The following is a 21,699-nucleotide window of genomic DNA, read 5'->3' on the forward strand; positions in this document are numbered from 1 at the left end:
CTTCACTACTTCTCCTGGTCGAAAAGTGGTGATGCATTCACCGCTAGAACCTACCTACCGATTTTCGGCCCGAAACTGCCATAAACCTAGTCACTAACTGTGGCGGGAGCGCGCGTCCCGCTGCCAAAGCCCGCTTATGTCGGTGAGCGCCAACAGTTACAGATGTGCGACAATGGAAAACAGCAGTAGTGCTCGGGAGTTCGCTCCGGTGGATGCTAGGAAATCCACACGCGATCGCTGAATCCCCGGGTCCGCCGGTTGGCCTGCCAAAAGACTTTCATAATTGTTCATCGCTTTCGGCGTTCTATCTGCACAAACGGTGCAAATGAAGCAGCCGTCGCAATATCGTTGCCCCGCCTGGTCCATAAAAACCACAACGGACGTACGCGCACCTGGAATGACAATGAGTGCGCTACCTGCTGTTGGTTTTCGCGCGGTGGGGTGTCAAGGAGAAACCAATACAGTGGCAAATTTCAGCCAGGACGTTGTCGCCAAGGCTCGCGAATTCGATCGCGAGTCGGCAGCTCTGAAAACCCGAGTCCACCAGCTGGCCAAGAGCCTAGGGCTGACTTCCAAGGAAACTATCGAGGCCCTGGGGCACGCAGGAATTGTCGTTAAGTCCGCCGCTTCGACCATCAATCAAAATCAGCTTGATGCAGTGCTGAATTTCATCGTCGATCAGGCTGAGGATTCTTCGCTTGACGACGGATCCGCCGCGGCCGAACCAAAGAGCAAAAAGTCGGACTCTACCAAGACTGACTCCACCAAGACTGATTCTGCCAAGACTGAAGATATCCAGGCTGACAAGCAGGCGGAAAAGCCTGCGAAGAAGTCGGCCAAGAAGGCTGCGAAGAAGACCTCGAAGAAGTCTGCCAAAGCCGAAAAGAGCGACAAGGCCGAAAAGAAGCAGGCGAAAAAGTCTGACAAGTCGGCTGCAGAGGATAAGTCGGGCGATGACTCCAAGCCGACCACCAAGAAGCGTGCCAGCCGCAAGCGTGCGGTGAAGAAGTCCACGGAGGCTACCGCAGCCATGGCCGAGGCGAATGCTGCCGCGGAGTCCGACGACGCTCAGAAGGGCAAGCAGTTCCAGAAGAACGAGAAACCCCAGAAGTCTCAGCAGGCCCAGAATGACAGTGTTTCGGCGAATAAGGATTCCGCAGTCGAAGCCGCGCTAGAAGCCACAGCAGACTCCGCAGCAGAGGCTGCTGAACAGCCGACGGCAGATGGCGCCGCAGTTGAGTCTGAAACAAAGGAGAACTCGGCAGGCGATGATCAGAGCCGTCGCACTCGTCGAGGTCGCCGCGTGCGCCGTGCTGTGCGCACCACAAGTGACTTGGAAGCAGTCCAGGAAGACGCTCACAAGTCCGCATTCGATGCAGATGCCGACGATAATGGTGACACCGCGCTGAGTGACATTGAGCCACCGGCTGTGCCCGAACCTCCGGCAGCCGATGAGCAGACGACCTACGCGCCGATTTTCCTGGCTCCGAAGGCTGTGTCAGCACAGTCCGCACAGTCAGCACAGGTCGCAACCCATTCCTCGGACGAGGACTACCAGGACTACGACGACAAGGATGCGTCCTCCGAGAAGGATGCAGATGACAAGGCGGGGGAGAAGTCGCGGAAGACGTCGTCAAGCAATGGCGGCGTGGATGTGAACCGTCAGCCGCGCCCGAGGCGTCGTCGTCGCGGACGTGGGCGTCGTAATGAGGAGCCGCAGCAGCAGACTGAGCAGACTCAGGATGATGTTGAACAGGTCGAAGAGCCGCAGGCGATTAAGGGTTCCACGCGCTTGGAAGCGCAGCGTCGTCGCCGGATTGAGCGTCGTGAGGAATCGCGTAAGCGCCATGTGATTTCGGAGGCGGAGTTTTTGGCTCGTCGCGAATCCGTCGAGCGCACGATGGTGGTGCGTGAGCGCAAGCGCCATGACCACGCAGGCGTTGTCACTGAGGTCGGCGTGCTCGAAGACGATCTGCTGGTGGAGCACTTTGTCACCTCGGATACACAGACCACGCAGATTGGCAATATCTACCTAGGTCGCGTGCAGAACGTGCTGCCCAGCATGGAAGCGGCATTCATTGACATCGGAACCGACCGCAATGGTGTGATTTACGTCGGCGACCTGAACTGGAAGCTGATGGGGGTCAAGTCTCGTTCGCGCAAGATTGAGCATGCTCTAAAGGCCGGCGACCAGATTCTGGTGCAGGTGTCGAAGGATCCGATCGGGCACAAGGGCGCACGTCTGACCACGCATATTTCGCTGGCGGGACGTTTCCTGGTCTACGTGCCGGGTGGTCGTAGCGCGGGCATTTCGCGCAAGCTGCCGGAGCCGGAGCGCAAGCGCCTGAAGTCGATTCTCAGCGATGTGACTCCGGAGGGGTCGGGCACGATTATCCGCACCGCGGCTGAAGGTGTGTCCAAGGAGGCCATTGAGGCTGATATCAAGCGCCTGGAGTCGCAGTGGCAGGAGATCTGGGAGGCCTCCGAGGAGGCCAAGGCCAAGCGCGGCGCGAAGCCAATCACGCTGTACCAAGAGCCGGACATGCTGGTGAAGGTTGTCCGTGATGTCTTCAACGAGGATTTCTCGCGTCTGGTTGTCGAGGGCGATCGCCCGTGGAATACCGTCACCGATTACATCGGCGATCTCGCACCCGAGCTGGAGCCACGTCTGCAGCGTTACTTCGCCAAGGAGCACGGTGGCGTCGATGTGTTTGAGCACTTCCGTATCGACGAACAGCTGGCCAAGGCGCTCGACCGCAAGGTATGGCTGCCGTCGGGTGGCACGCTGGTCATCGACCGCACTGAGGCGATGACGGTCATCGACGTCAACACGGGTAAGTTCACCGGATCCGGCGGAAACCTGGAAGAGACGGTTACGCGTAACAACCTTGAGGCCGCGGAAGAAATCGTCCGCCAGATGCGCCTGCGCGATCTGGGCGGCATGATCGTCGTCGACTTTATCGACATGGTTCTGCCGGAAAACCAGGATTTGGTGCTGCGCCGTCTGAAGGAGGCACTCGGTCGCGACCGCTCACGTCACGAGGTCTCCGAGGTCACGTCCCTCGGCCTGGTCCAGATGACGCGTAAGCGTCTGGGCACCGGCCTGCTGGAGACCTTCTCCACGCCGTGTACCTGCTGTAATGGCCGTGGTCTAATCATCCACATCGATCCGGTCGAGCATGACAACAATGGCCGCGGTTCCAAGCAGGGTAAGTCCAAGCGCCGCGGCATGTCGCAGCACGAGCAGGATCCAAAGAATCATCCAGCCGCGCTTGCAATGCACCGCGGCAAGGGCGAGGAGGATTCCGCGAAGAGTTCGCGTGACGACGAGCCGAGCGCCTCTCAGCGTGAAAAGGACGAGGCGGATAAGCGGGTCGCAGCTGCGGTTGAGGCAGTCATTGTCTCTTCGGAAAATGATGAGCCGAAGCCACCGCGTCGTCGTGGTCGTAAGAACCAGAATGCCAAGCGTCAGGAGACCAAGCGTCAGGAATCCTCTGAGAGCTCCGATGATTTGGCAGCACTGGCTGCGGCTGCGGTGGCCGAGGCCCGTGAGAAGGACCCGGAGGAGCCGTCGGATGACCGCTATGTGCCGCATGGTGGTCACAGGCGTCGTCGAGCAACCCGTCGTCGAGTAGCTGAGCATGTGGCTGTTGACACGGCAGCGCATGAATCCGCTGATAGCGATAGCGAGAAATTTGCAGAGCGCGGTGAGCGTCAGGGACGTGGTGACCGCTCGGAGCGCACAGCCGGCGGTAGTGGCCGCCGTCGTCGCCGTCGGGCTACGCGTCGCTCCATTGCACACTCGGGCTCGGAGCCTCGTGAGGCAGCGGAGTCGCAGAAGGCTGAGCGGAAGGCTGAGCAGAAGACGCAGCAGGGCGCTAAGGATTCGAAGTCGGGCAACGCTGGTCAGTCGGGTAACACCGGCAACGCGGCGCAAACCTACGAAGAGGCCAAGGAGGCGTTCGAGAATTCGCCACGCCGTCGTCGTCCAACTCGAGGTAATTCGCGGTCGGACTACGCTCCGCGCCGCGAGGACTTTGAAGCGACGGCTGCGGCTAAGTCTGAGCGCAATGCCGAGTCTCGCGCTGCCGAGGCCAAGGTTTCCGGCCGCGCTGGCGGTGAGCAGGAGCAGCCACGGGCACAAATTATGACTGTTCGCGGTTCTGGGGCGCGCCGTAATCGCCGCAGGGCTGTGCGCAGGGTAACGTCGGTAAGCGATAACGGCAATGTGGCGCCGAAGAACGCTCCGAAGTCGGGCTCGAAGACTTCGTCGAAGGCTACGGAGACTCAGGCTCCGCGCACGCAGACGCGCCCGTCGAATCGACGTCGTCGGACGCGCCGGGCGGTGCGCCGAAGCGGCCGGAGCTAAACACCGAAAAGCTGGCAAATAGTCAGGTAGAAGGTAGTTTTTGTAGTTGGAATTGAGCGCTAAAAAGCTCTGCAGAAACTGCCCGAGAAGGCCGTGGAACTCAAGTGGGGGACATGGCCTTTTTCGGGCAGTTTGTAATTTAGGGTGTTTTTTCGCTACTCTTGACCAGTCGCTGATTAGTAGGCGTACCTGGCTATGCCCTCCGTCGCTTTAACGCGCTGGTGAGAGGGAAGAAGGCTGGGGCAGGGAAATCTACTCGGATTTCGGTTTCGGGTCTTTCGGGTATGTCCCTGGAGTGTCATGCACGCGCAGCTAATCGCAATTTCCATTGTCCAGTCAGGGAATCACAAGGATTTCCTGAGTCGAGTTTCTCAGATAAAGGGGTAGCCCTCCTATGTACGCGATCGTCAAGACCGGCGGCAAGCAGTACAAGGTTGCCGAAGGTGACCTCGTCAAGGTCGAGAAGATCGAGGGTGAGCCGGGTTCGTCCGTGGCTCTCACCCCGGTTCTGCTCGTCGATGGCGCAGATGTCATTGCGGATGCCGACAAGCTTGCCAACGTTACCGTTAACGCTGAGATCGTCGAGTCCGTTAAGGGCCCGAAGATCCGCGGCATGCACTACAAGAACAAGACCGGTTACAAGCGCCGCTACGGCCACCGTCAGCCGCTGACCGTTCTGAAGATTACCGGCGTCTCCAAGTAAACCGTCGAAATTCCATATAGCTTTTCCCTAGGAGAAAATCATGGCTACTAAGAAGGGTGCATCCAGCACCAACAACGGCCGCGACTCCGAAGCAAAGCGCCTCGGCGTGAAGCGCTTCGGCGGCCAGCAGGTTAAGGCAGGCGAGATCATCGTTCGTCAGCGCGGCACCTCGTTCCACCCGGGTGAGAACGTTGGTCGCGGCGGCGACGACACTCTCTTCGCTCTGAAGGCAGGCGCAGTCGAGTTCGGCACCCGCCGCAACCGCCGCATTGTCAACATCGTTGAGAACAACTCCTAAGCGCAACCAGCTTTTCGGCAGGTTGTCCGACTAGGATTACTGCAACGTCATACGGGTCAGGCAAGCTGACCTGGCAAAGAGCCGATTCCTTTCCACTGCGAAAAGGAATCGGCTCTTTTTGTTTTATATACTTTGCATCAAACTGTAAGTAAGTGACCGAGTCGAGTTGCTCGGTGAATTCCAGCTTGGGCAGTTTAAGTACTTTTAGTGAACTCCCGCCCAAATGTGTCGGAAGTGTAAGTGATTTTATGTCTCGTTTCGTAGATCGTGTAGTGCTGCATCTGCAGGCCGGCGATGGTGGCCACGGCTGTAACTCTGTGCTGCGTGAAAAGTTCAAACCACTCGGTGGTCCAGATGGCGGCAACGGCGGGCACGGCGGCGACATCGTGCTGGTCGTAGACCCGCAGATTCACACTCTCATGGACTTTCACTTCCACCCACATATCAAGGCCTCCAACGGTAAGCCAGGTGCCGGTGACCACCGCAATGGCGCACGCGGTGAGGATCTTGTTCTCGGTGTGCCAGAGGGCACTGTCGTTATGACCGAGGATGGGGAAGTCCTTGCTGACATGACGGGAAAGGGTACTCGTTTCGTCGCAGCAGAGGGCGGTTACGGCGGCCTTGGCAATGCTGCGCTGGCGAACAAGAACCGCCGTGCCCCTGGCTTTGCCCTGTTGGGTGAGCCCGGTGAAGCCAAGGACCTGGTCCTGGAACTGAAGTCCATGGCCGATGTCGGCCTGGTGGGCTTCCCGTCGGCGGGTAAGTCCTCGTTGGTCAGTGCGCTCAGTGCCGCACGCCCAAAGATTGGTGACTACCCGTTTACCACGCTGCAGCCGAATCTGGGCGTCGTTAACGTCGGCTATGAGTCTTTCACCATCGCTGACGTTCCTGGGCTCATTCCGGGCGCTTCTGAGGGCCGTGGCCTCGGCCTGGACTTCCTGCGCCACATCGAGCGCTGTGCCGTGCTTGCACACGTCGTCGATGCCGCCGCAATCGAGGGCGACCGCGATCCGGTGTCGGATATCAAGGCGTTGGAGGCTGAGCTGGCTAATTACCAGTCGGTTTTAAAGGCCGATGTCGGCCTGGGAGACTTGGCAGAGCGTCCGCGCGTCATTGTGCTCAACAAGATTGATCTGCCGGATGCGCGCGAGATGATTGACATGCAGCGCGAGGAACTGGAAAAGTTCGGCTGGCCGATTCATGAGATCTCCACGGTCACCCATGAGGGGCTCAAGGAGCTCACCTATGGTCTGAAGGACGAGATTGCGGCGTACCGCAAGGCTCATCCGCTGCCGACGGAGAAGGACACCAAGACGGTTATCCGCCCTGCAGGTGTGCGCGGCAAGAAGCGCGAAGGCCAGGACTTCACCATCGAACGCGACCCGAATACACCGGGTGGCTTCATCGTTCGCGGCCGCAAGCCGGAGCGTTGGATTAACCAGACCGACTTCGAAAACGATGAGGCCGTGGGTTACCTGGCAGACCGCCTGGCCAAGCTGGGTGTAGAAGAGGCATTGGCCAAGGCCGGCGCCGAGGTTGGCGCGCCCGTGACCATTTCATATCTGACCTTTGAGTGGTTCCCACAGCAGGTTGCCGGCACCGATGACTTCGTGCCTTCTGGCCGTGGTACCGATGAGCGTCTGTACGTCAATGAGCGCACGAGCGCCGAGCAGCGCAAGCGCGCTTCTCAGGCTCGCCGCGGTCTTATCGACGAGTTCGATTACGGCGACGGTGAAGAGGCTATTCGCGACCGGTATTCCTAGTCGCGGGCGACAGCGCCGTCGTAAAGCGCGCGGAGTGAACTTGCATTTTCACATTGATTGATTAAACAATTATTTCGAAAGAATTAAATAAGGCCGAATTAATTTCCATCAATGAAATGAGTGACTCAGTTATCTCCTCCGACGACAACTTTGCCAGTGACGGTGCTGCCGAAAGCGTAGCTGCGTCAACCGCTTCGATTGTTGCTGCGCCTCCCAGCGCTCCCGCTGCGACGCTTCCACGCGTCGAGAGCGATGAGCAGCCTGACGACGGCGCGGAGATTTCGGCTGCCGAGATTGAAAAGGCGACCGACCATCTTTCGCCCGGCACAAAGGGCGGATTCGACTCTGATACTCGTGAGGCCATTCGCACGGCGAAGCGCGTCGTGGTCAAGATTGGCTCCTCGTCATTGACCGGCCCCGACGGCCGTACCGATCCGGAACGCATCGACTTTATTGCAGACGCTCTGGAAAAGCGCATGGGCATCAGCGATGTCATCGTCGTGTCCTCTGGTGCTGTCGCCTCCGGCATGGGGCCACTTGGCTTGAGCACGCGTCCTACAGACCTGGCGACCAAGCAGGCAGCAGCAGCTGTGGGCCAAGTGCGCTTGGCACAGGAGTGGGGTCGTTCTTTCCTGCGCTACGGCCGCACGTCCGCGCAGGTTCTGCTGACTTCGGACGATGCCGGTGTTCGTTCTCGTGCTCGCAATGCGCAGCGCACAATTGACCGTCTCCGCCAGCTCGGCGCGGTGCCGATCGTCAACGAAAACGACACGGTCGCAACCTCTGAGTTCCGTTTTGGCGACAACGACCGCCTGGCGGCGCTGGTCAGCCACCTCGCATACTGTGACGCGCTGATTCTGCTTTCCGACGTCGATGGTCTCTATGACCGTAACCCCGCCGACCCGGGTGCGAAGTTTGTCCCAGAGGTCCGCAGCGGCAATGACCTGCGTGGTGTGATTGCCGGCGATGGTGGTGCACTGGGCACCGGTGGCATGGCCTCCAAGGTCTCCGCAGCCCGCCTGGCATCTCGCGCAGGTGTGCCGGTCCTGCTGACTTCGGCATCCAACATTGAGCGTGCGCTTGACACTGCAGATGTAGGCACTGCGTTTGCGGCCAAGGAGAACCGTCTTAGCGCCTGGAAGTTCTGGATGCTCTACGCGGCTGACAGCTCTGGTCTGCTGCGCCTGGATGCGGGCGCGGTCGACGCGGTTACCCGCATGCGCAAGTCTCTGTTGCCGGTCGGTATCACCTCCGTCGACGGAGAGTTCTCCGCCGGTGACATCGTGGATCTAATTGGCCCGAGCGGTGAGGTCATCGGTCGTGGTGAGGTGGCCTACGATTCCGAGGAACTGCTGGGCATGATTGGCTACCACACCGAGGAATTGCCAAGTGACATGCAAAAGCCCGTGGTTCACGCTGACTATCTATCGGATTTCGCCTCCCGCGCATAGATCGCGGCGTACATTCGCGGCGTACATTTTCCTTTCTTAACCGCTGTTCAATTGCATTAACCCCACTTGGTCAGGGGAGAGGCGGTTGCCTTCTCGGTGGTTAAGTCGGGCATAATCCATAGAGTGTTCTCAAAAATTGTCGGTGTCATTGGTGAGCTTCTGCTGACGGCAGGCGTGCTGGTAGCGCTCTTTGCGTTCTACCTGCTCTATTGGTCTGGCCTGGAGACAGGCAAACTACAAGACCAAGCCCGCGATGACCTGCAGAAAACCTGGGCAGCTCCGGTAAGCCAGCCAGCGTCAGCTGGAGATGGAGCTGAGCAGGAGCCAGAGACTCACTGGATTCCAGGTTCCGCAGTGGCGATGCTGTCTGCGCCAAAGGCTGGGTTCAATGAGCTCATCGCCTTTGAAGGTGTTTCGCTCGACGTGCTGCGCGGTGGCCCAGGTCATTACCCAGCAACTGCGCTGCCTGGACAAGTAGGCAATACTTCTTTTGCAGCACACCGAGATGGTCATGGTGCTCCATTCGACAACATTGACCACCTTCAGACCTGCGATGAAATCACGGTTGAGACTCGGGACGCCATCTACCACTACAAGGTGCTGCCCATGGACGGGCAGGCCGGTGCTGGTGAGCGTTTCGACTGCGTCCCAGAAGGCACCAATGTGCCTGAAATTCCAGGTCAACAAATTGTGACACCGGACCGCGGCGACGTTATTGAGCCGGTTGGGGAAGCACAGATGCTTACGTTGACCACATGCCACCCGCAGTGGGACAACACACACCGTCTAATCGTCCATGCGGTACTGGCAGGTACCGAGCCAAAGGAGGCCAACTAAATGTACGCAGCATATTGGCGATCGCTGCCAGGCCCGTGGTGGGTGAAGCTCATCATCACGATTGTGCTTCTCGTCATCATCTTTTTGTTGCTAATGAATTACGTTTTTCCGTGGGTAGCGGAACTAATCCCGTCAAATGATGTCTCAGTCTAGTTATGGTAGAGGGTATGACTGCGCAAACGAACGAAACTGCAAACTCCACTTCTGACAACAACGCTGACGCTTCGGCTCTTAGCCCCGAGCGTGCTGCCGAGCGCGCAGAGGTCTTAGAAAAGGCACAGCGTGCGAAGGCTGTCGCTGGTGAGCTGTCGCGGTTTACGTCGGCACGCAAGAACGAACTCCTCCTGGCCGCTGCTGACGCTCTTGTTGAGCGCACCGAGGAGATTCTGGCTGCAAATGCCAAGGACCTTCAGGCCGGTCGCGAGCGCGGATTCACCGATGCGCTGCTCGATCGCCTGAGCCTAGATGCCGCACGTGTTGAGGGTATTGCCGATGGCCTGCGTCAGGTCGCGGCACTGCCGGACCCGGTCGGTGAGGTGCTGCGTGGCAGCACCCTTCCCAACGGCATTAAGCTCTCGCAGGTCCGCGTCCCGCTGGGCGTGATGGGCATGGTCTACGAGGCTCGCCCGAACGTCACGGTTGATGCCTTCGGTCTGGCGCTGAAGTCCGGCAACGTCGCATTGCTGCGCGGTTCCAAGTCCGCTGTGAACTCCAATACTCAGCTGGTTGCGGTGACGCGTGACGTGCTGGCCAAGCACGACGCACCGGAAGATCTGGTGCAGCTGCTGCCGTGTGAGACCCACGATTCCGTGCAGGATCTCATCACCGCTCGAGGCCTGGTCGACGTGGTCATCCCACGTGGTGGCGCAGGCCTGATTGAAGCTGTTGTTACCGGCGCGACCGTGCCGACCATCGAGACCGGCACCGGCAACTGCCATATCTACATTGACGCCTCGGCCGATATCGATGAAGCTATCGCGCTCATGATTAACGGCAAGACTCGCCGCCCGAGCGTGTGCAACGCCACCGAAACCGTTCTCATCGACTCGGCGCTGTCTGAAGCTGACCAGGTTCGTATTTTGGACGCGCTTGCCGACGCAGGGGTTGCGGTCCATGGCGATGTTGAGAACTTGGCGGCCTCCGGGTGGAAGGGCGAGGTCATCCCCGCCACCGATCAGGACTGGTCGGATGAGTACCTCTCGCTCGACATTGCCGCCCGCATCGTCGATGGTGTTGTCGCTGCTACGGACCACATTGCCAAGTACTCCTCCGGTCACACTGAGGCCATCTCCGCGAAGGATTGGGGTGTGTGCCAGGAGTTCATTGACCGCGTCGATGCAGCTGCTGTCAGCGTCAATGCGTCGACTGCATTTACCGATGGTGAGCAGTACGGATTTGGTGCTGAGATTGGTATTTCCACTCAGAAGCTGCACGCACGCGGCCCGATGGGGCTGCCGGAGCTGACAAGCACCAAGTGGGTTTTGGCTGGCCGTGGCCAGACTCGCCCGTAGACCCAAGGTAGAGTGCCATTCATGGTAAAGGGCAGAAGAAGTATGCGCTCTCGGGTGCATGCCGCTTTGACCGCACGGTCGGCGGAAGAACCGAGGCAGCGCATTGGTGTCATGGGTGGCACTTTTGATCCGATTCACAATGGTCACTTGGTAGCGGCCAGTGAAGTCGCAGATCGTTTTGATTTGGACTTTGTCCTCTTTGTCCCGACTGGTGAGCCGTGGCAGAAGCGTGGTCGGAAGGTCTCGCACAGTGAAGACCGCTATCTGATGACGGTCATTGCCACGGCCTCCAATCCGCAGTTTTCGGTATCTCGAGTTGATATTGACCGTCCAGGTGCGACCTACACGGTTGACACGCTGCGCGACCTCAAAGTCATTTACCCCAACGCGGACTTGTTCTTCATCACCGGTGCAGATGCGCTGCAGAAAATTATGACGTGGCGCGACTGGGAAGAGATGTTCGACGCCGCGACATTCGTTGGTGTCACTCGCCCCGGTGTTCAGCTGCGGGAAGAGGACCTGGAGGGGTTGGACACTTCCCGTCTGCATTTAGTGGAAATTCCGGCTATGGCCATTTCCTCGACGGACTGTCGTGCGCGAGCGGCTGCTGGCCGTCCTGTGTGGTACCTCGTTCCCGATGGCGTGGTTCAGTACATCGCTAAGCGTGGACTGTACCAATCCACTGAGGGGACGGTTGGCAGCGTTGGGCCAGCATCCACGGTGCCGAACGAGAGTTAGCAAAATCCGCCGGAGCCGGTAAATTACAAGTACAACTGGCGACAGCATAATCTGTTGCCCTTTTATTTCTGATTAATCCTGGGATTTATAAGGAGCTGAAGTCTTTCGTGACTGCACAACCACGCGCCATTGAGCTGGCGACTGCCGCGGCTAAGGCCGCCGATAGCAAGAAGGGCGAGGACGTCGTTGTTCTCGATGTTTCCGGCCCAGTGGTGATTACGGACGCATTCGTCCTGGTCAGTGCTGACAATGAGCGACTGGTCGCCGCTATCGTCGATGAGATTGAAGACGACCTGCGTGAGCTGGGCGCCAAGCCTGTTCGCCGCGAAGGCGTGCGCGAGGGGCGTTGGGCACTGCTGGATTACGGCGACATTGTGGTTCACGTGTTCCGCACCGAAGAGCGCGATTTCTATGGCCTGGATCGACTGTGGCGTGACTGCCCGCGCATTGAGGTCGAGGGCATTGAGCAGGAAGCCAAGGATGACAGCCAGGATGCTGCGCGCAACGCACGGTCGATTGATGAGATTCCGCTGGCCGCAGACAACCCGGATTCGGACGAGTTCTAATCGTGGCTAAGTCTCGCGAGGCACATATTGCTACTCGGCGTCGCCTGATTATGCTGCGGCACGGGCAGACGTCCTACAACGCCACAGGGCGTATTCAAGGACAGCTCGATACCGAGTTATCCGATATCGGGCGTGCGCAGGCGACGACGGTAGCGCGCTATCTGGTGGAAACGGAGCCGAGGATTACAAGAATTGTGTCCTCTGACCTCGCCCGTGCCGCTGATACCGCCCGCGAGCTAGCCAAAGCCACTGGCGCCGAACTGACATTGGATAGCCGTCTCCGCGAGACCAATCTGGGCATTTGGCAGGAGCGCACATACGAGGAAATTGATGCCGAGTTTCCCGGCATGCGTGATCATTGGCGCCACAACCTGAACTGGGCGCCAGACGGTGGTGAGACCCGTTTTGAGGTCTCCAACCGAATGCTTGCGGTTATCTCTGAGCTGGCTACGGATCCGGCGTGGGAAAATGACCGGTTTGTGCTGGTATCCCACGGTGGCGCAATCGCTGCTGCAGCTGCAGCACTGCTGCAGATGCCACGCGACTACTTCAGCACCTTCAACGGTCTGGGCAACACCGCGTGGGTTGACATGGAGCAGCGTACGCGAGTCAATGGTGAAACGGCGTGGTACCTTAACGCCTTCAACGCGAAGGTACGTGATGTTCGTGGCACAGACGATAGTGCCGAGCAGCCAGGAGGCCGCCATGCCAGGTGATGGTCTTGTTCGCATTGTTGTCGATGACAGCGCATGTTTGGTGCCCGAAGTCGCTCGGAACCTCGATATCACGGTCGTGCCCATCAACCACGATATTGCCGAAGACGAAGCCACCACCTCCGCGGTGAGTCCACTGCAGCTCTGCGCTGCCTATGCACGCGCCCTGGAGCGCTCCAGCAAGGATGGTTCCGATGCAGGTGTGGTCGCCATTCACTTGAGCAAGCACATGTCCGCTACATGGGCCAATGCCATTACTGCGACAGGTGTGCTGGACCGCGTAACTGTCATCGACACCGACACCGTCGGTGCCGGGCTGGGTGCGGCGGCGATTGCTGCGGCCAAGGCCGCACGTGCCGGAGCCACTCGCGATGAAGTCGCAGAAGTCGCCCGTGACGTGTTGAATCGGTATCGCTTCTGGCTGTTCGTGCCCAAGCTCGAGTCTCTGCGCCGTGGTGGCCGTATCCCAACTGGCCAAGCATTTTTCTCCACGGCACTGGCCATGAAGCCCATCATCAGCATCAAAGAGGGCGCACTGTCGCTTGTATCCAAGTGCCGTACCGAAGCCAGAGTTAAGCAGCGCATGGTCGAATTCGCCGCCAAGATGGTGCAGTCCGCCAGCTCCGAAAGCCGCCCGCCGGCCGTGTTACTGCACCACGCCGACGCGCGCGACGACGTTGAAGAGCTGCAGACCATGCTTGCCGACGTGCTTCCCGACGACACCCGCTTCAAAATCTTGGACATTCCGGAGTCGCTGTCCATTCACCTGGGACAGGGTGCCTACGCTGTGGGAGTTGTCTCCGGGGGCGCAGTCGACAATGACATCGTCGATTTCCATGTTGAGCTGGGCGTAAAACAGTTGCTGGCAGAAACGTCTGAGACTGCGGGATTGGCCGGCTTGTCCGGTGACGATGCCGGTGATGAAGGAGTCGATGGAGAAGGCGTCGACGGGGAAGTAGCGGCAGATAAGACCGTTACGGATCGAGCAGCAGCAGCGACCCCTGAGGCGGCACGTACACCACAGGTTCAGCGCACGGTTGTCACCAATGAGCAGGGTACGCCGTTGTTTACCACCGTGGTCTCCAAGCTGCCGACGTGGAGCGAGAACCGACAGGCGGCTATGAAAAAGGCCAACCAGTTGGCCAAAGCCATCTCTGATTTGGCGCTGCGCGATAAGTCAGACCCCGAAGGGGCAGCCTTTGGTGAATCTGCGGCTGACAAGGGGGAGCCGTCGTCAAGCGAAACGCATGGTGTAGACGGCGACGAGGAGAAAAACTAGGCTCTGACCTGGCCTATTGTGCTTGTGTGTGGATAACTGGCCAATGTTGAAAATTATCCACAGACGCGCTTCTGAAAGTGCCTTCGGTGGGGGAGCGCTGGGCTGATTGTCGCTAGTGTTCGCAGCGTGACAACTTTGCGGAAGCGACTGGCAGAATCTCTCGAACCCATTGATCACGAAAAGCGCATGGCGGTGGATTTTTCAACGCGGCGGACGGTGATCACCGCACGCACGGCGGTTGCGGCGTGTGTGGTGATTGCCGTGATGGCTCTTGGTGCGATTGTGGCGGTGTGGTGGCCGTCGTCGCCTAGTGCAGAGATGCCGGTGGCGCAGGATGTCACGTCGGTTGGATCGACATCGTCGGCAAGCGTGGAGCAAAGCCCTACGATGACTACCGCTACGAGTGTGGTGGAGACGAGTGGCCCGCTGATTGTCTCTGTGGTGGGGCTGGTTGGGCGGCCAGGAGTGGTGGAAGTGCCTGCCGGGGCACGAGTGGTGGAGGCAGTTGACCGCGCCGGTGGTCTATTGCCGGAGGCTAATCCGGCGAGCGTGAATTTGGCGGCGCCTCTGGTCGATGGGCAGCAGATTGTTGTTGGCACCGATCCGTTGCCTGCCTCTGATATGGCAGGTGGAATAGGCGGGGCAGACGCCGACAGCGGCAATAGCGGGGAATCTGGAGCGAGTGCGGATGCTGCTGGTGGGAAAATCAACATCAATACGGCGAGTGCGACCGAGTTGGAGGAACTACCGGGAATTGGTCCGGCGACAGCGAAGAAGATTATAGATTTTCGGGAGAAGAATGGTCCGTTTGCCAGCATTGATGCACTGGAGGAAGTGCCCGGTATTGGACCGGCCAAGGTAGAGGCTCTGCGTGATGCCGCCACCGCCTGAGCAGGGCTTGCGCGCCGGGCTCGACCTGCGCCTGGTGCCTGCGGCGGGGATGGTGTGGTCGGTGGCTGTGGTGACAATCATGTGGCCATCAGTCGCGTATGGTGTTGCCACAGTGGCACTGCTGTGTGCAGCTGGAGTGGTAGCAATTTGGCGTCATCGTGCCTGGCGGTGGGGGCGCTGGGCAGTGGCTCGTGGTTGGCAGGCGACCACAACGGTTCTGATGCCCGCGGTCGCGGTGGCGTGCACAGCGGTGGCGACGCGGGTGCGCATTGTGCGTGCGCAGCACCATGAGATCTATGACGACATTGGTGGCATCGCCACAGTCCAATTGCGACTGGTCGCCGAACCAAGGCCCACCGAGTTTGGTGCGAGCGCGAAGGCACGCATTGAGGGGCTCCCAGGAGAGGTACCGGTCTTTGCGGACGAGTCACTGCTTGCCATCAGCCGCGACACCGTGATTGAATCCGCTGCGGCAGTCCGCGCTGCAACAAAACCGAGTATTAGCGGCATTCAGCTGAACCTCAAGGGGAATGCCGAGGTCATCGCGCCGCCAACTGGTGTGGCATCACAGGTCAGACAAGTCCTCTTCGATACCGCACAACGGCTCCCAAGCGGGCCGGACAGAATGATTCCAGCCATGGCCATTGGCGATGAGCGTGGTTTTAGCCTTGAGGACCGCCAGATGATGGTGTCATCGGGTCTGTCGCATCTGTCTGCCGTCTCTGGAGCAAATGTGGCGTTGGTAGTCGGCGCAGTTGTAGCGCTATTTTTCTGGGCGAGTCCACGCGTGCGCGTCGGTGCTGCGGCCATTTCTCTGTGCGCATTTGTTGCCGTCGTCGGCACAGAGCCCTCGGTTCTTCGCGCAGTGGTCACAGGCTGCATTGGACTGTTGGCAATCCTGCTCGGAAGACCAGGACAGGCAATTGCAGCGTTGTCCGCCGGTGTGATTGGTCTCGTACTCATCGAGCCTGACCTCGCAGTTTCCGTCGGCTTCGCTCTGTCTGTTTTCGCCACTGCAGGTCTCGTCCTGCTTGCCGAGCCACTCGCACGCCAACTTTCAGCCACTACCGTCATGGCGGCGTGGCCGGCTCCAATCGTGCGAGCCATTTCAGTCTCGATTGCCGCGCACGTGGTCACCATGCCAATCTTGGCCCTGTTTATCGGCGAAATCAGCCAGGTATCGCTGCCTGCCAATCTGCTGGCAGCTCCTGCAGTCGCGCCAGTGACTATCGCGGGGTCACTTGCGGCTGTAGCGGCAGCATTCCACGCAACCTGGCTCGTGACCGCGCTGCTGTGGTGCGCTGCACCGTTTGCTTGGTGGATATACCGCGTGGCACACGTCGCATCCCACGCCGTCACACCAACCACAGGTGCCGCTGAGCTCATTGTCTCCTGCGTGGTTACTGGCGCATGCTTGACGACGTTATGGCTGTGGCCTCGCATCACACTTCGCAGCGGTCTTGTCCTGTCCATAGTCGCCACCTGCAGCTACGGCATCATCTGGGTTTTCGGCCTTGATATTCCACGTGCACCGGTGGGGTGGGACGTTGCTGCGTGCATGGACAACGAGGAGCTATTGATTTTCCGCAGGACAACAGAGAAGACAGCAAAGTACGATTCTTCCGCACGGGGTCGGGATTCACCTGAGGTGAGCCGTCACTGTCGTATCGCGCTGGGGTTGGCGGAAAACCAATCCTTGAACCTCGAGCAGGCGCTGCTATCGATCGAGCCACTAGACCCAGCAGTCGCCGACACACAAGTGGTGGAGTCTCCTTCATATGCAGATGCTGCGCTGTCCACGTCCGATGTGCGGTCACAGCCTCGGTGGCTGGTGGCACAGGAGTGTGGTCCACGAGTGCGCTCGGTTGTCATCACCCCAGAGCACATTCCGGTTGTGTGCCCTGCACGCGATGGTCCACAGGCGTTATATCCCACTGGGGCAGTGTGGCGTGGCAGTTAGTGTAGCTAGTGAAGTTTACGTGGCCGTCATAGTCGGTGATGCCAGCTATGTCGGATCAATCCGGGCAGTCCCGTAGGCTATGACCTAGCACGCGCTGGAAGATACCAACACAGAATCTTCGGGCGTGGGCATGACAAAAATTGTGCATCCCATCAACGCGGAAAAGAGGTTCGGTGTGAGCGCCGTAGCACCCGTGAACTTGATTGTTGGCAAGGAAGAGCTACTGAAAGACCGTGCTCGTCTTGCCATTGTCGCGGCCGTGCGCGCAGAGGCAGCTACTGAGTCCGATCCCGGTGGCCGTTCTGTTCCGGTGACTACTATTCGTGCTGGTGATATGACAACTGTGGACGCGGTGGAGCTGTTTAGCCCCTCGCTATTCGGGGATGACCGCATTGTGGTGGTTACAGATTGCCAGGATGCAGGCAAAGAACCCGCGGCGTTGGTCATGGATGCGGTGAAGAACCCCGCGCCGGGCATCACACTGATTCTTCTGCACAGTGGTGAGGGACGCCAGAAAAAGATGGTGGCGCAGCTGCGCAAGCTCGGTGTCCGGTTCTTTGAGGCACAGCCGCTAAAACGCAATGATCTTCCCGGTTTCGTGGGGGAGGAGTTTGCCTCGCACGGTGTGAAGGTCCGCCGAGATGTCATCGATACGGTTCTCGATGCTGTTGGTTCAGATCTGCGCGAGTTGGCAACCGCGATTTCCCAGCTGTGTGCGGACACTGCGGGCAAAGTCACGCCTGAGGCTGTGCGCACTTACTACGGCGCCACGGCAGAGGTATCCGGTTTCGAGATTGCCGAGCTCGCACTGAAAGGCCACGGTGGGGAAGCGCTGGCTAAGATGCGCCGTGCACTCCAGCTCGGCATGGCACCGGCACTGTTAGCAGCCGCGATTACCGGCATGGTCGGTGACGTTGCCCGGCTGCATGGGGCGCGGGGAGTCAATGCCCGAAGGGACGCTCATAAGTACGGGATGCCGCCGTGGAAGTTGGAGAAAACTCAACGCTTGGCATCGGCGTGGTCAACCCCGGCGGTTGCGCGAGCAGTAGTTGTTGCAGCACAGCTTGACGCGGACTCCAAGGGCGCATCAGCAACCCCTGAGCTGTCGTTGGAACAGTCGGTGATTCGAATCGCGGATTTGGCGCATCAGTCGCATCGACGTTGAGCGCGGGAAGGTGTGCGTCGTCAAGCGAATTTAGGAAAAGCAAAACCGCCACTTCCTGCATCTACCAGGAAGGTAGAGGAAGCAGCGGTTTTAATGGCACAAGGTGCGAAGGGCAATTAGCCTTCCATCTTGTTGAAAGCCTTAGCCATACCGGACTTCTTGTTAGCCGCGTTGTTGCGGTGGAAGACGCCCTTGGTGACGGCCTTGTCCAGCTTGCGGGAAGCGATGCGCAGCTGAGTCTCAGCAGCAGCCTTGTCGCCAGCCTCAACAGCAGCGTTGAATTTGCGGATCTCGGTGCGAACCTCAGAGCGGATCGACTTGTTGCGCAGACGAGCCTTCTCGTTGGTCTTGTTGCGCTTGATCTGGGACTTAATGTTTGCCATCGGAAATACCTCTTGTATCCGTAGTAGTTGGAAATTGTTACCGCCCGGCACCAGGAAAATTCCTGATCGCAGTGCGTAGATGTAGAAGAAACTGCGCACTGAGCTCATCCGATGATGAAAACGCGAACCCAAGGTCCTGCCCGCGCTCACCGGATAAGGAACGTGTCGGTAAACAACTTGCAGAATTTTAGCAAACGGTCCTGGTAAAAACCAGCTCGCTAGTTCCAGCCGTAATCGCCACGCAAGCGGCTAGCCAAAATTTCAAAGCGCTTGCGAGGCATGACGGCACCGGCGCGGCGAATGCCGGACTCGGGAACCAGTAGAACGCGGTCGATGCGAACCCACGATGGCTTGGGGTTTTCATTCCAGGAGCTACTGCCGATAGAGAGCCACTCAGGTTGATTGGCGTGTTCGGCGCGGGTGGAAATCAGCATGCCCAAAAGGTGATGCCCCTGGCGGCCAACCACGACCACAGCGCGCTCACTCAGCGGCGCCTCTTCGCTTTCAAGCTGCAGAGGAATCCACACGACCTCACCGGGGTCCGCCTGGCCGTCCATGTCGGGACTGTAGACAATCGTGCGGGCCAGTTCTGCTGTAGGGCGCGCGATGGTTACCGGATCTCGCATACGAAGCAGGGCGGCCTTGGATTCGTCGGAAAGCTCGGTGTCTTGGGTGAGCCCTAGCTGTGCGTTGAGTTTGATTAGCCCTTCGTCGAGGGTGTCGGGACCGCGGAACCACTCGGTACCGGCGAAAAGGCGTGCGCTGATGCGTTTGCGCAGGCGTGTGAACCAGCTTTCGCGGTCATTATCGGCAGTCGGCGCAAGGGAACTCATGGAATACAAGTCTAGATGTTTAGTCCCTGGCGCACAGATAGGTAAGATTGTGTTTGATTAGTGCCCATTTCATCTTTAGTTTTCGGAGTAGACCCAACGTGACCAAGAATTTTGCAGAGCAGACTTTTACGGACCCCTCTCGGATTCGCAACTTCTGCATCATTGCGCACATTGACCACGGTAAGTCCACCCTGGCCGATCGCATTCTGCAGCTTTCGGGTGTTGTGGAAGCACGTGACATGCGCGATCAGTACCTGGACAGCATGGATATTGAGCGCGAACGCGGCATCACCATTAAGGCGCAGAACGTGCGCCTTCCGTGGGTACCACGCTCGGGTGAGCACGAAGGTGAGGAAATTGTCCTGCACCTGATTGATACGCCTGGTCACGTCGACTTCACCTACGAGGTCTCGCGTGCGCTGGAGGCGTGTGAGGGCGCGATTTTGCTTGTCGACGCCGCTCAGGGCATCGAAGCGCAGACGCTGGCCAACCTGTACTTGGCCATGGAAAATGACCTGGAAATCATCCCGGTTTTGAACAAGATCGACCTGCCAGCGGCTGATCCGGACAAGTATGCCGAAGAGATTGCGCACATTATCGGTTGTGAGCCGGAAGATGTGCTGCGTGTTTCCGGTAAGACCGGTGAGGGCGTGGAGCAGCTGCTGGACCGCGTGTGTGATTTGGTTCCAGCGCCGCAGGGTGACCCAGAAGCGCCTGCTCGCGCGCTGATTTTTGACTCGGTCTATGACACCTACCGCGGTGTTGTTACCTACATCCGTGTGGTTGATGGCCAGCTCAAGCCGCGCGATGTCATTCAGATGATGTCCACCGGCGCCAAGCATGAGCTGTTGGAGATTGGCATTGTCTCGCCACAGCCGAAGAAGTGTCAGGGCCTCGGCGTCGGTGAGGTCGGTTACCTAATCACCGGTGTGAAGGACGTTCGTCAGTCCAAGGTTGGCGACACCGTCACGCTGAACGCCAACCCGGCGCCCGAGCCGCTGGAGGGCTACGAAGAGCCGAAGCCGATGGTCTACTCCGGCCTGTTCCCAATTTCCCAGGCCGATTACCCAGACCTGCGCGATGCGTTGGAAAAGCTCCAGCTTAACGACGCTTCGTTGACGTTCGAACCGGAAACCTCGGTGGCCCTTGGGTTCGGTTTCCGCGGTGGTTTCCTGGGCCTGCTGCACATGGAGATCACCCGCGCCCGCCTGGAGCGCGAGTTCGACTTAGACCTAATCTCGACGGCTCCGAACGTTGTCTACCGCGTTGTCACTGAGGACGGCTCGGAAGTAACTGTTCATAACCCGAGCGACTGGCCAGAGGGCAAGCTGCGCGAAGTCTATGAGCCAGTGGTCAAGTGCACCATTATTGTGCCGGCCGAGTTCGTCGGTGCGACCATGGAGCTCTGCCAGCAAAAGCGCGGCGAAATGGGTGGCATGGACTACCTGTCGGAGGACCGCGTCGAGCTGCGTTACAAGATGCCGCTCGGCGAGATTATCTTCGACTTCTTTGACATGCTGAAGTCCCGAACCCGGGGTTACGCTTCGCTGAACTACGAAGATGCTGGTGAGCAGCCGGCGGACTTGGTGAAGGTGGACATCCTGCTGCAGGGTGAGCCGGTCGATGCTTTCTCCGCAATCGTTCACCGCGACAACGCGCAGTGGTACGGCAACAAGATGACCAAGAAGCTGCGCGAGCTGATTCCTCGCCAGCAGTTCGAGGTCCCGGTTCAGGCTGCTATCGGTGCGAAGATTATTGCCCGCGAGAACATCCGCGCACTTCGCAAGGACGTTTTGTCCAAGTGCTACGGCGGTGACATCTCGCGTAAGCGCAAGCTGCTGGAAAAGCAGAAGGCCGGTAAGAAGCGCATGAAGAACATCGGTTCTGTCTCTGTTCCGCAGGAAGCATTCGTCGCTGCACTGTCGACGGATGAGGGGAAGTAGGGGCTAGTTAGCCCCAAGATCCGGCTTGTTAGTTGGGCTGCGCGTGGTTGTGCTGTCTGGGGTCTTTACGGTGCAGCGGCTGTGTTGCGGCTCCGTTGCAGCTCAAATTCACTCTTAACGGCCCAAATTCAGGCCTTTTTGACCTAAGGTCTCGATTTGTGTGGGCTTCACGTTAGAAACTCCCAGGTCAGATTGCTTCGACACCTTCAAAAAAGAACATAATTCGAGACTCTAGGCCAACACCCGTTACCTTGTGAGTGTCCCTGATAATGGGGATAGTCGCTGGTCCCGGTATG

18 protein-coding genes are annotated in these 21,699 nt (G+C 58.9%); 16 read left to right on the forward strand and 2 right to left on the reverse strand.

Annotated elements, in window-relative coordinates:
• Positions 1-463 precede the first annotated feature (463 nt).
• The 15 genes from Q4E11_RS10415 (at position 464) to holA (ending at position 18,244) form a co-directional block, all read left to right on the forward strand.
• Positions 464-4,369, forward strand: a complete 3,906-nt coding sequence (locus Q4E11_RS10415; RefSeq protein ID WP_303165580.1) for a translation initiation factor IF-2 N-terminal domain-containing protein — start codon at positions 464-466, stop codon at positions 4,367-4,369.
• A 394-nt stretch (positions 4,370-4,763) separates the two neighbouring features.
• Entirely contained in the window at positions 4,764-5,072 is a 309-nt protein-coding gene (rplU, locus tag Q4E11_RS10420; RefSeq protein ID WP_303165582.1) for a 50S ribosomal protein L21, read from the forward strand.
• Positions 5,073-5,112: 40 nt separating this feature from the next.
• Positions 5,113-5,370: a 50S ribosomal protein L27 gene (gene rpmA, locus Q4E11_RS10425; protein WP_303165585.1), complete on the forward strand. Its 258-nt coding sequence runs from the start codon at positions 5,113-5,115 to the stop codon at positions 5,368-5,370.
• Between the two features lie 248 nt (positions 5,371-5,618).
• Positions 5,619-7,133, forward strand: a complete 1,515-nt coding sequence (gene obgE, locus Q4E11_RS10430; protein WP_303165587.1) for a GTPase ObgE — start codon at positions 5,619-5,621, stop codon at positions 7,131-7,133.
• Between the two features lie 116 nt (positions 7,134-7,249).
• On the forward strand, positions 7,250-8,584 hold the full coding sequence (gene proB / locus Q4E11_RS10435) for a glutamate 5-kinase (RefSeq protein WP_303165589.1): 1,335 nt from the start codon (positions 7,250-7,252) through the stop codon (positions 8,582-8,584).
• Between the two features lie 123 nt (positions 8,585-8,707).
• Entirely contained in the window at positions 8,708-9,421 is a 714-nt protein-coding gene (locus tag Q4E11_RS10440; RefSeq protein WP_303165591.1) for a class E sortase, read from the forward strand.
• The gene (locus Q4E11_RS10445; RefSeq protein WP_303165593.1) at positions 9,422-9,574 is read left to right on the forward strand and encodes a hypothetical protein; all 153 of its coding nucleotides are present in this window, start codon (positions 9,422-9,424) and stop codon (positions 9,572-9,574) included.
• A gap of 14 nt (positions 9,575-9,588) precedes the next feature.
• Entirely contained in the window at positions 9,589-10,932 is a 1,344-nt protein-coding gene (locus Q4E11_RS10450; protein WP_303165595.1) for a glutamate-5-semialdehyde dehydrogenase, read from the forward strand.
• Between the two features lie 42 nt (positions 10,933-10,974).
• Entirely contained in the window at positions 10,975-11,670 is a 696-nt protein-coding gene (nadD, locus tag Q4E11_RS10455) for a nicotinate-nucleotide adenylyltransferase (RefSeq protein ID WP_303165597.1), read from the forward strand.
• A 107-nt stretch (positions 11,671-11,777) separates the two neighbouring features.
• Entirely contained in the window at positions 11,778-12,236 is a 459-nt protein-coding gene (gene rsfS, locus Q4E11_RS10460; protein WP_303165599.1) for a ribosome silencing factor, read from the forward strand.
• Positions 12,237-12,238: 2 nt separating this feature from the next.
• Positions 12,239-12,952 (forward strand): histidine phosphatase family protein, encoded by a 714-nt coding sequence (locus Q4E11_RS10465; RefSeq protein ID WP_303165601.1) that lies wholly within the window; start codon positions 12,239-12,241, stop codon positions 12,950-12,952.
• Entirely contained in the window at positions 12,903-14,228 is a 1,326-nt protein-coding gene (locus tag Q4E11_RS10470) for a DegV family protein (protein WP_303165603.1), read from the forward strand. Before Q4E11_RS10465 ends, Q4E11_RS10470 begins: the two co-directional genes overlap by 50 nt.
• 126 nt (positions 14,229-14,354) lie before the next feature.
• Positions 14,355-15,119, forward strand: coding sequence for a ComEA family DNA-binding protein (locus tag Q4E11_RS10475; protein ID WP_303165605.1), 765 nt, complete (start codon positions 14,355-14,357; stop codon positions 15,117-15,119).
• Positions 15,103-17,079: a ComEC/Rec2 family competence protein gene (locus Q4E11_RS10480; protein WP_303165613.1), complete on the forward strand. Its 1,977-nt coding sequence runs from the start codon at positions 15,103-15,105 to the stop codon at positions 17,077-17,079. The genes Q4E11_RS10475 and Q4E11_RS10480 overlap by 17 nt, the downstream gene beginning before the upstream one ends.
• Positions 17,080-17,209: 130 nt before the next feature.
• Positions 17,210-18,244 (forward strand): DNA polymerase III subunit delta, encoded by a 1,035-nt coding sequence (gene holA, locus Q4E11_RS10485; protein ID WP_303165615.1) that lies wholly within the window; start codon positions 17,210-17,212, stop codon positions 18,242-18,244.
• Positions 18,245-18,360: 116 nt separating this feature from the next.
• Here holA and rpsT read toward each other — a convergent pair whose 3' ends face one another.
• Together rpsT and Q4E11_RS10495 are read right to left on the reverse strand one after the other, a co-directional pair.
• Positions 18,361-18,627, reverse strand: coding sequence for a 30S ribosomal protein S20 (gene rpsT / locus Q4E11_RS10490; RefSeq protein ID WP_303165607.1), 267 nt, complete (start codon positions 18,625-18,627; stop codon positions 18,361-18,363).
• Positions 18,628-18,845: 218 nt separating this feature from the next.
• Positions 18,846-19,460, reverse strand: a complete 615-nt coding sequence (locus Q4E11_RS10495; protein ID WP_303165609.1) for a type II toxin-antitoxin system PemK/MazF family toxin — start codon at positions 19,458-19,460, stop codon at positions 18,846-18,848.
• A gap of 98 nt (positions 19,461-19,558) precedes the next feature.
• Between Q4E11_RS10495 and lepA the strand changes: the two genes are divergently transcribed.
• Complete coding sequence (lepA, locus tag Q4E11_RS10500; protein WP_303165611.1) at positions 19,559-21,403, forward strand: translation elongation factor 4; 1,845 nt, start codon at positions 19,559-19,561, stop codon at positions 21,401-21,403.
• Positions 21,404-21,699: the final 296 nt, after the last annotated feature.

The organism is Corynebacterium sp. (assembly GCF_030532195.1).
Lineage (GTDB): Bacteria > Actinomycetota > Actinomycetes > Mycobacteriales > Mycobacteriaceae > Corynebacterium.

What these genes read in the sequence shown, in the direction of transcription:
- rplU (WP_303165582.1), top strand. Translation starts at nt 4,764, where the DNA reads ATGTACGCGATCGTCAAGACCGGCGGCAAGCAGTACAAGGTTGCCGAA.
- rpmA (WP_303165585.1), top strand. Translation starts at nt 5,113, where the DNA reads ATGGCTACTAAGAAGGGTGCATCCAGCACCAACAACGGCCGCGACTCC.
- obgE (WP_303165587.1), top strand. Translation starts at nt 5,619, where the DNA reads ATGTCTCGTTTCGTAGATCGTGTAGTGCTGCATCTGCAGGCCGGCGAT.
- proB (WP_303165589.1), top strand. Translation starts at nt 7,250, where the DNA reads ATGAGTGACTCAGTTATCTCCTCCGACGACAACTTTGCCAGTGACGGT.
- Q4E11_RS10445 (WP_303165593.1), top strand. Translation starts at nt 9,422, where the DNA reads ATGTACGCAGCATATTGGCGATCGCTGCCAGGCCCGTGGTGGGTGAAG.
- Q4E11_RS10450 (WP_303165595.1), top strand. Translation starts at nt 9,589, where the DNA reads ATGACTGCGCAAACGAACGAAACTGCAAACTCCACTTCTGACAACAAC.
- nadD (WP_303165597.1), top strand. Translation starts at nt 10,975, where the DNA reads ATGCGCTCTCGGGTGCATGCCGCTTTGACCGCACGGTCGGCGGAAGAA.
- Q4E11_RS10480 (WP_303165613.1), top strand. Translation starts at nt 15,103, where the DNA reads ATGCCGCCACCGCCTGAGCAGGGCTTGCGCGCCGGGCTCGACCTGCGC.
- holA (WP_303165615.1), top strand. Translation starts at nt 17,210, where the DNA reads ATGACAAAAATTGTGCATCCCATCAACGCGGAAAAGAGGTTCGGTGTG.
- rpsT (WP_303165607.1), bottom strand. Translation starts at nt 18,627, where the DNA reads ATGGCAAACATTAAGTCCCAGATCAAGCGCAACAAGACCAACGAGAAG.
- Q4E11_RS10495 (WP_303165609.1), bottom strand. Translation starts at nt 19,460, where the DNA reads ATGAGTTCCCTTGCGCCGACTGCCGATAATGACCGCGAAAGCTGGTTC.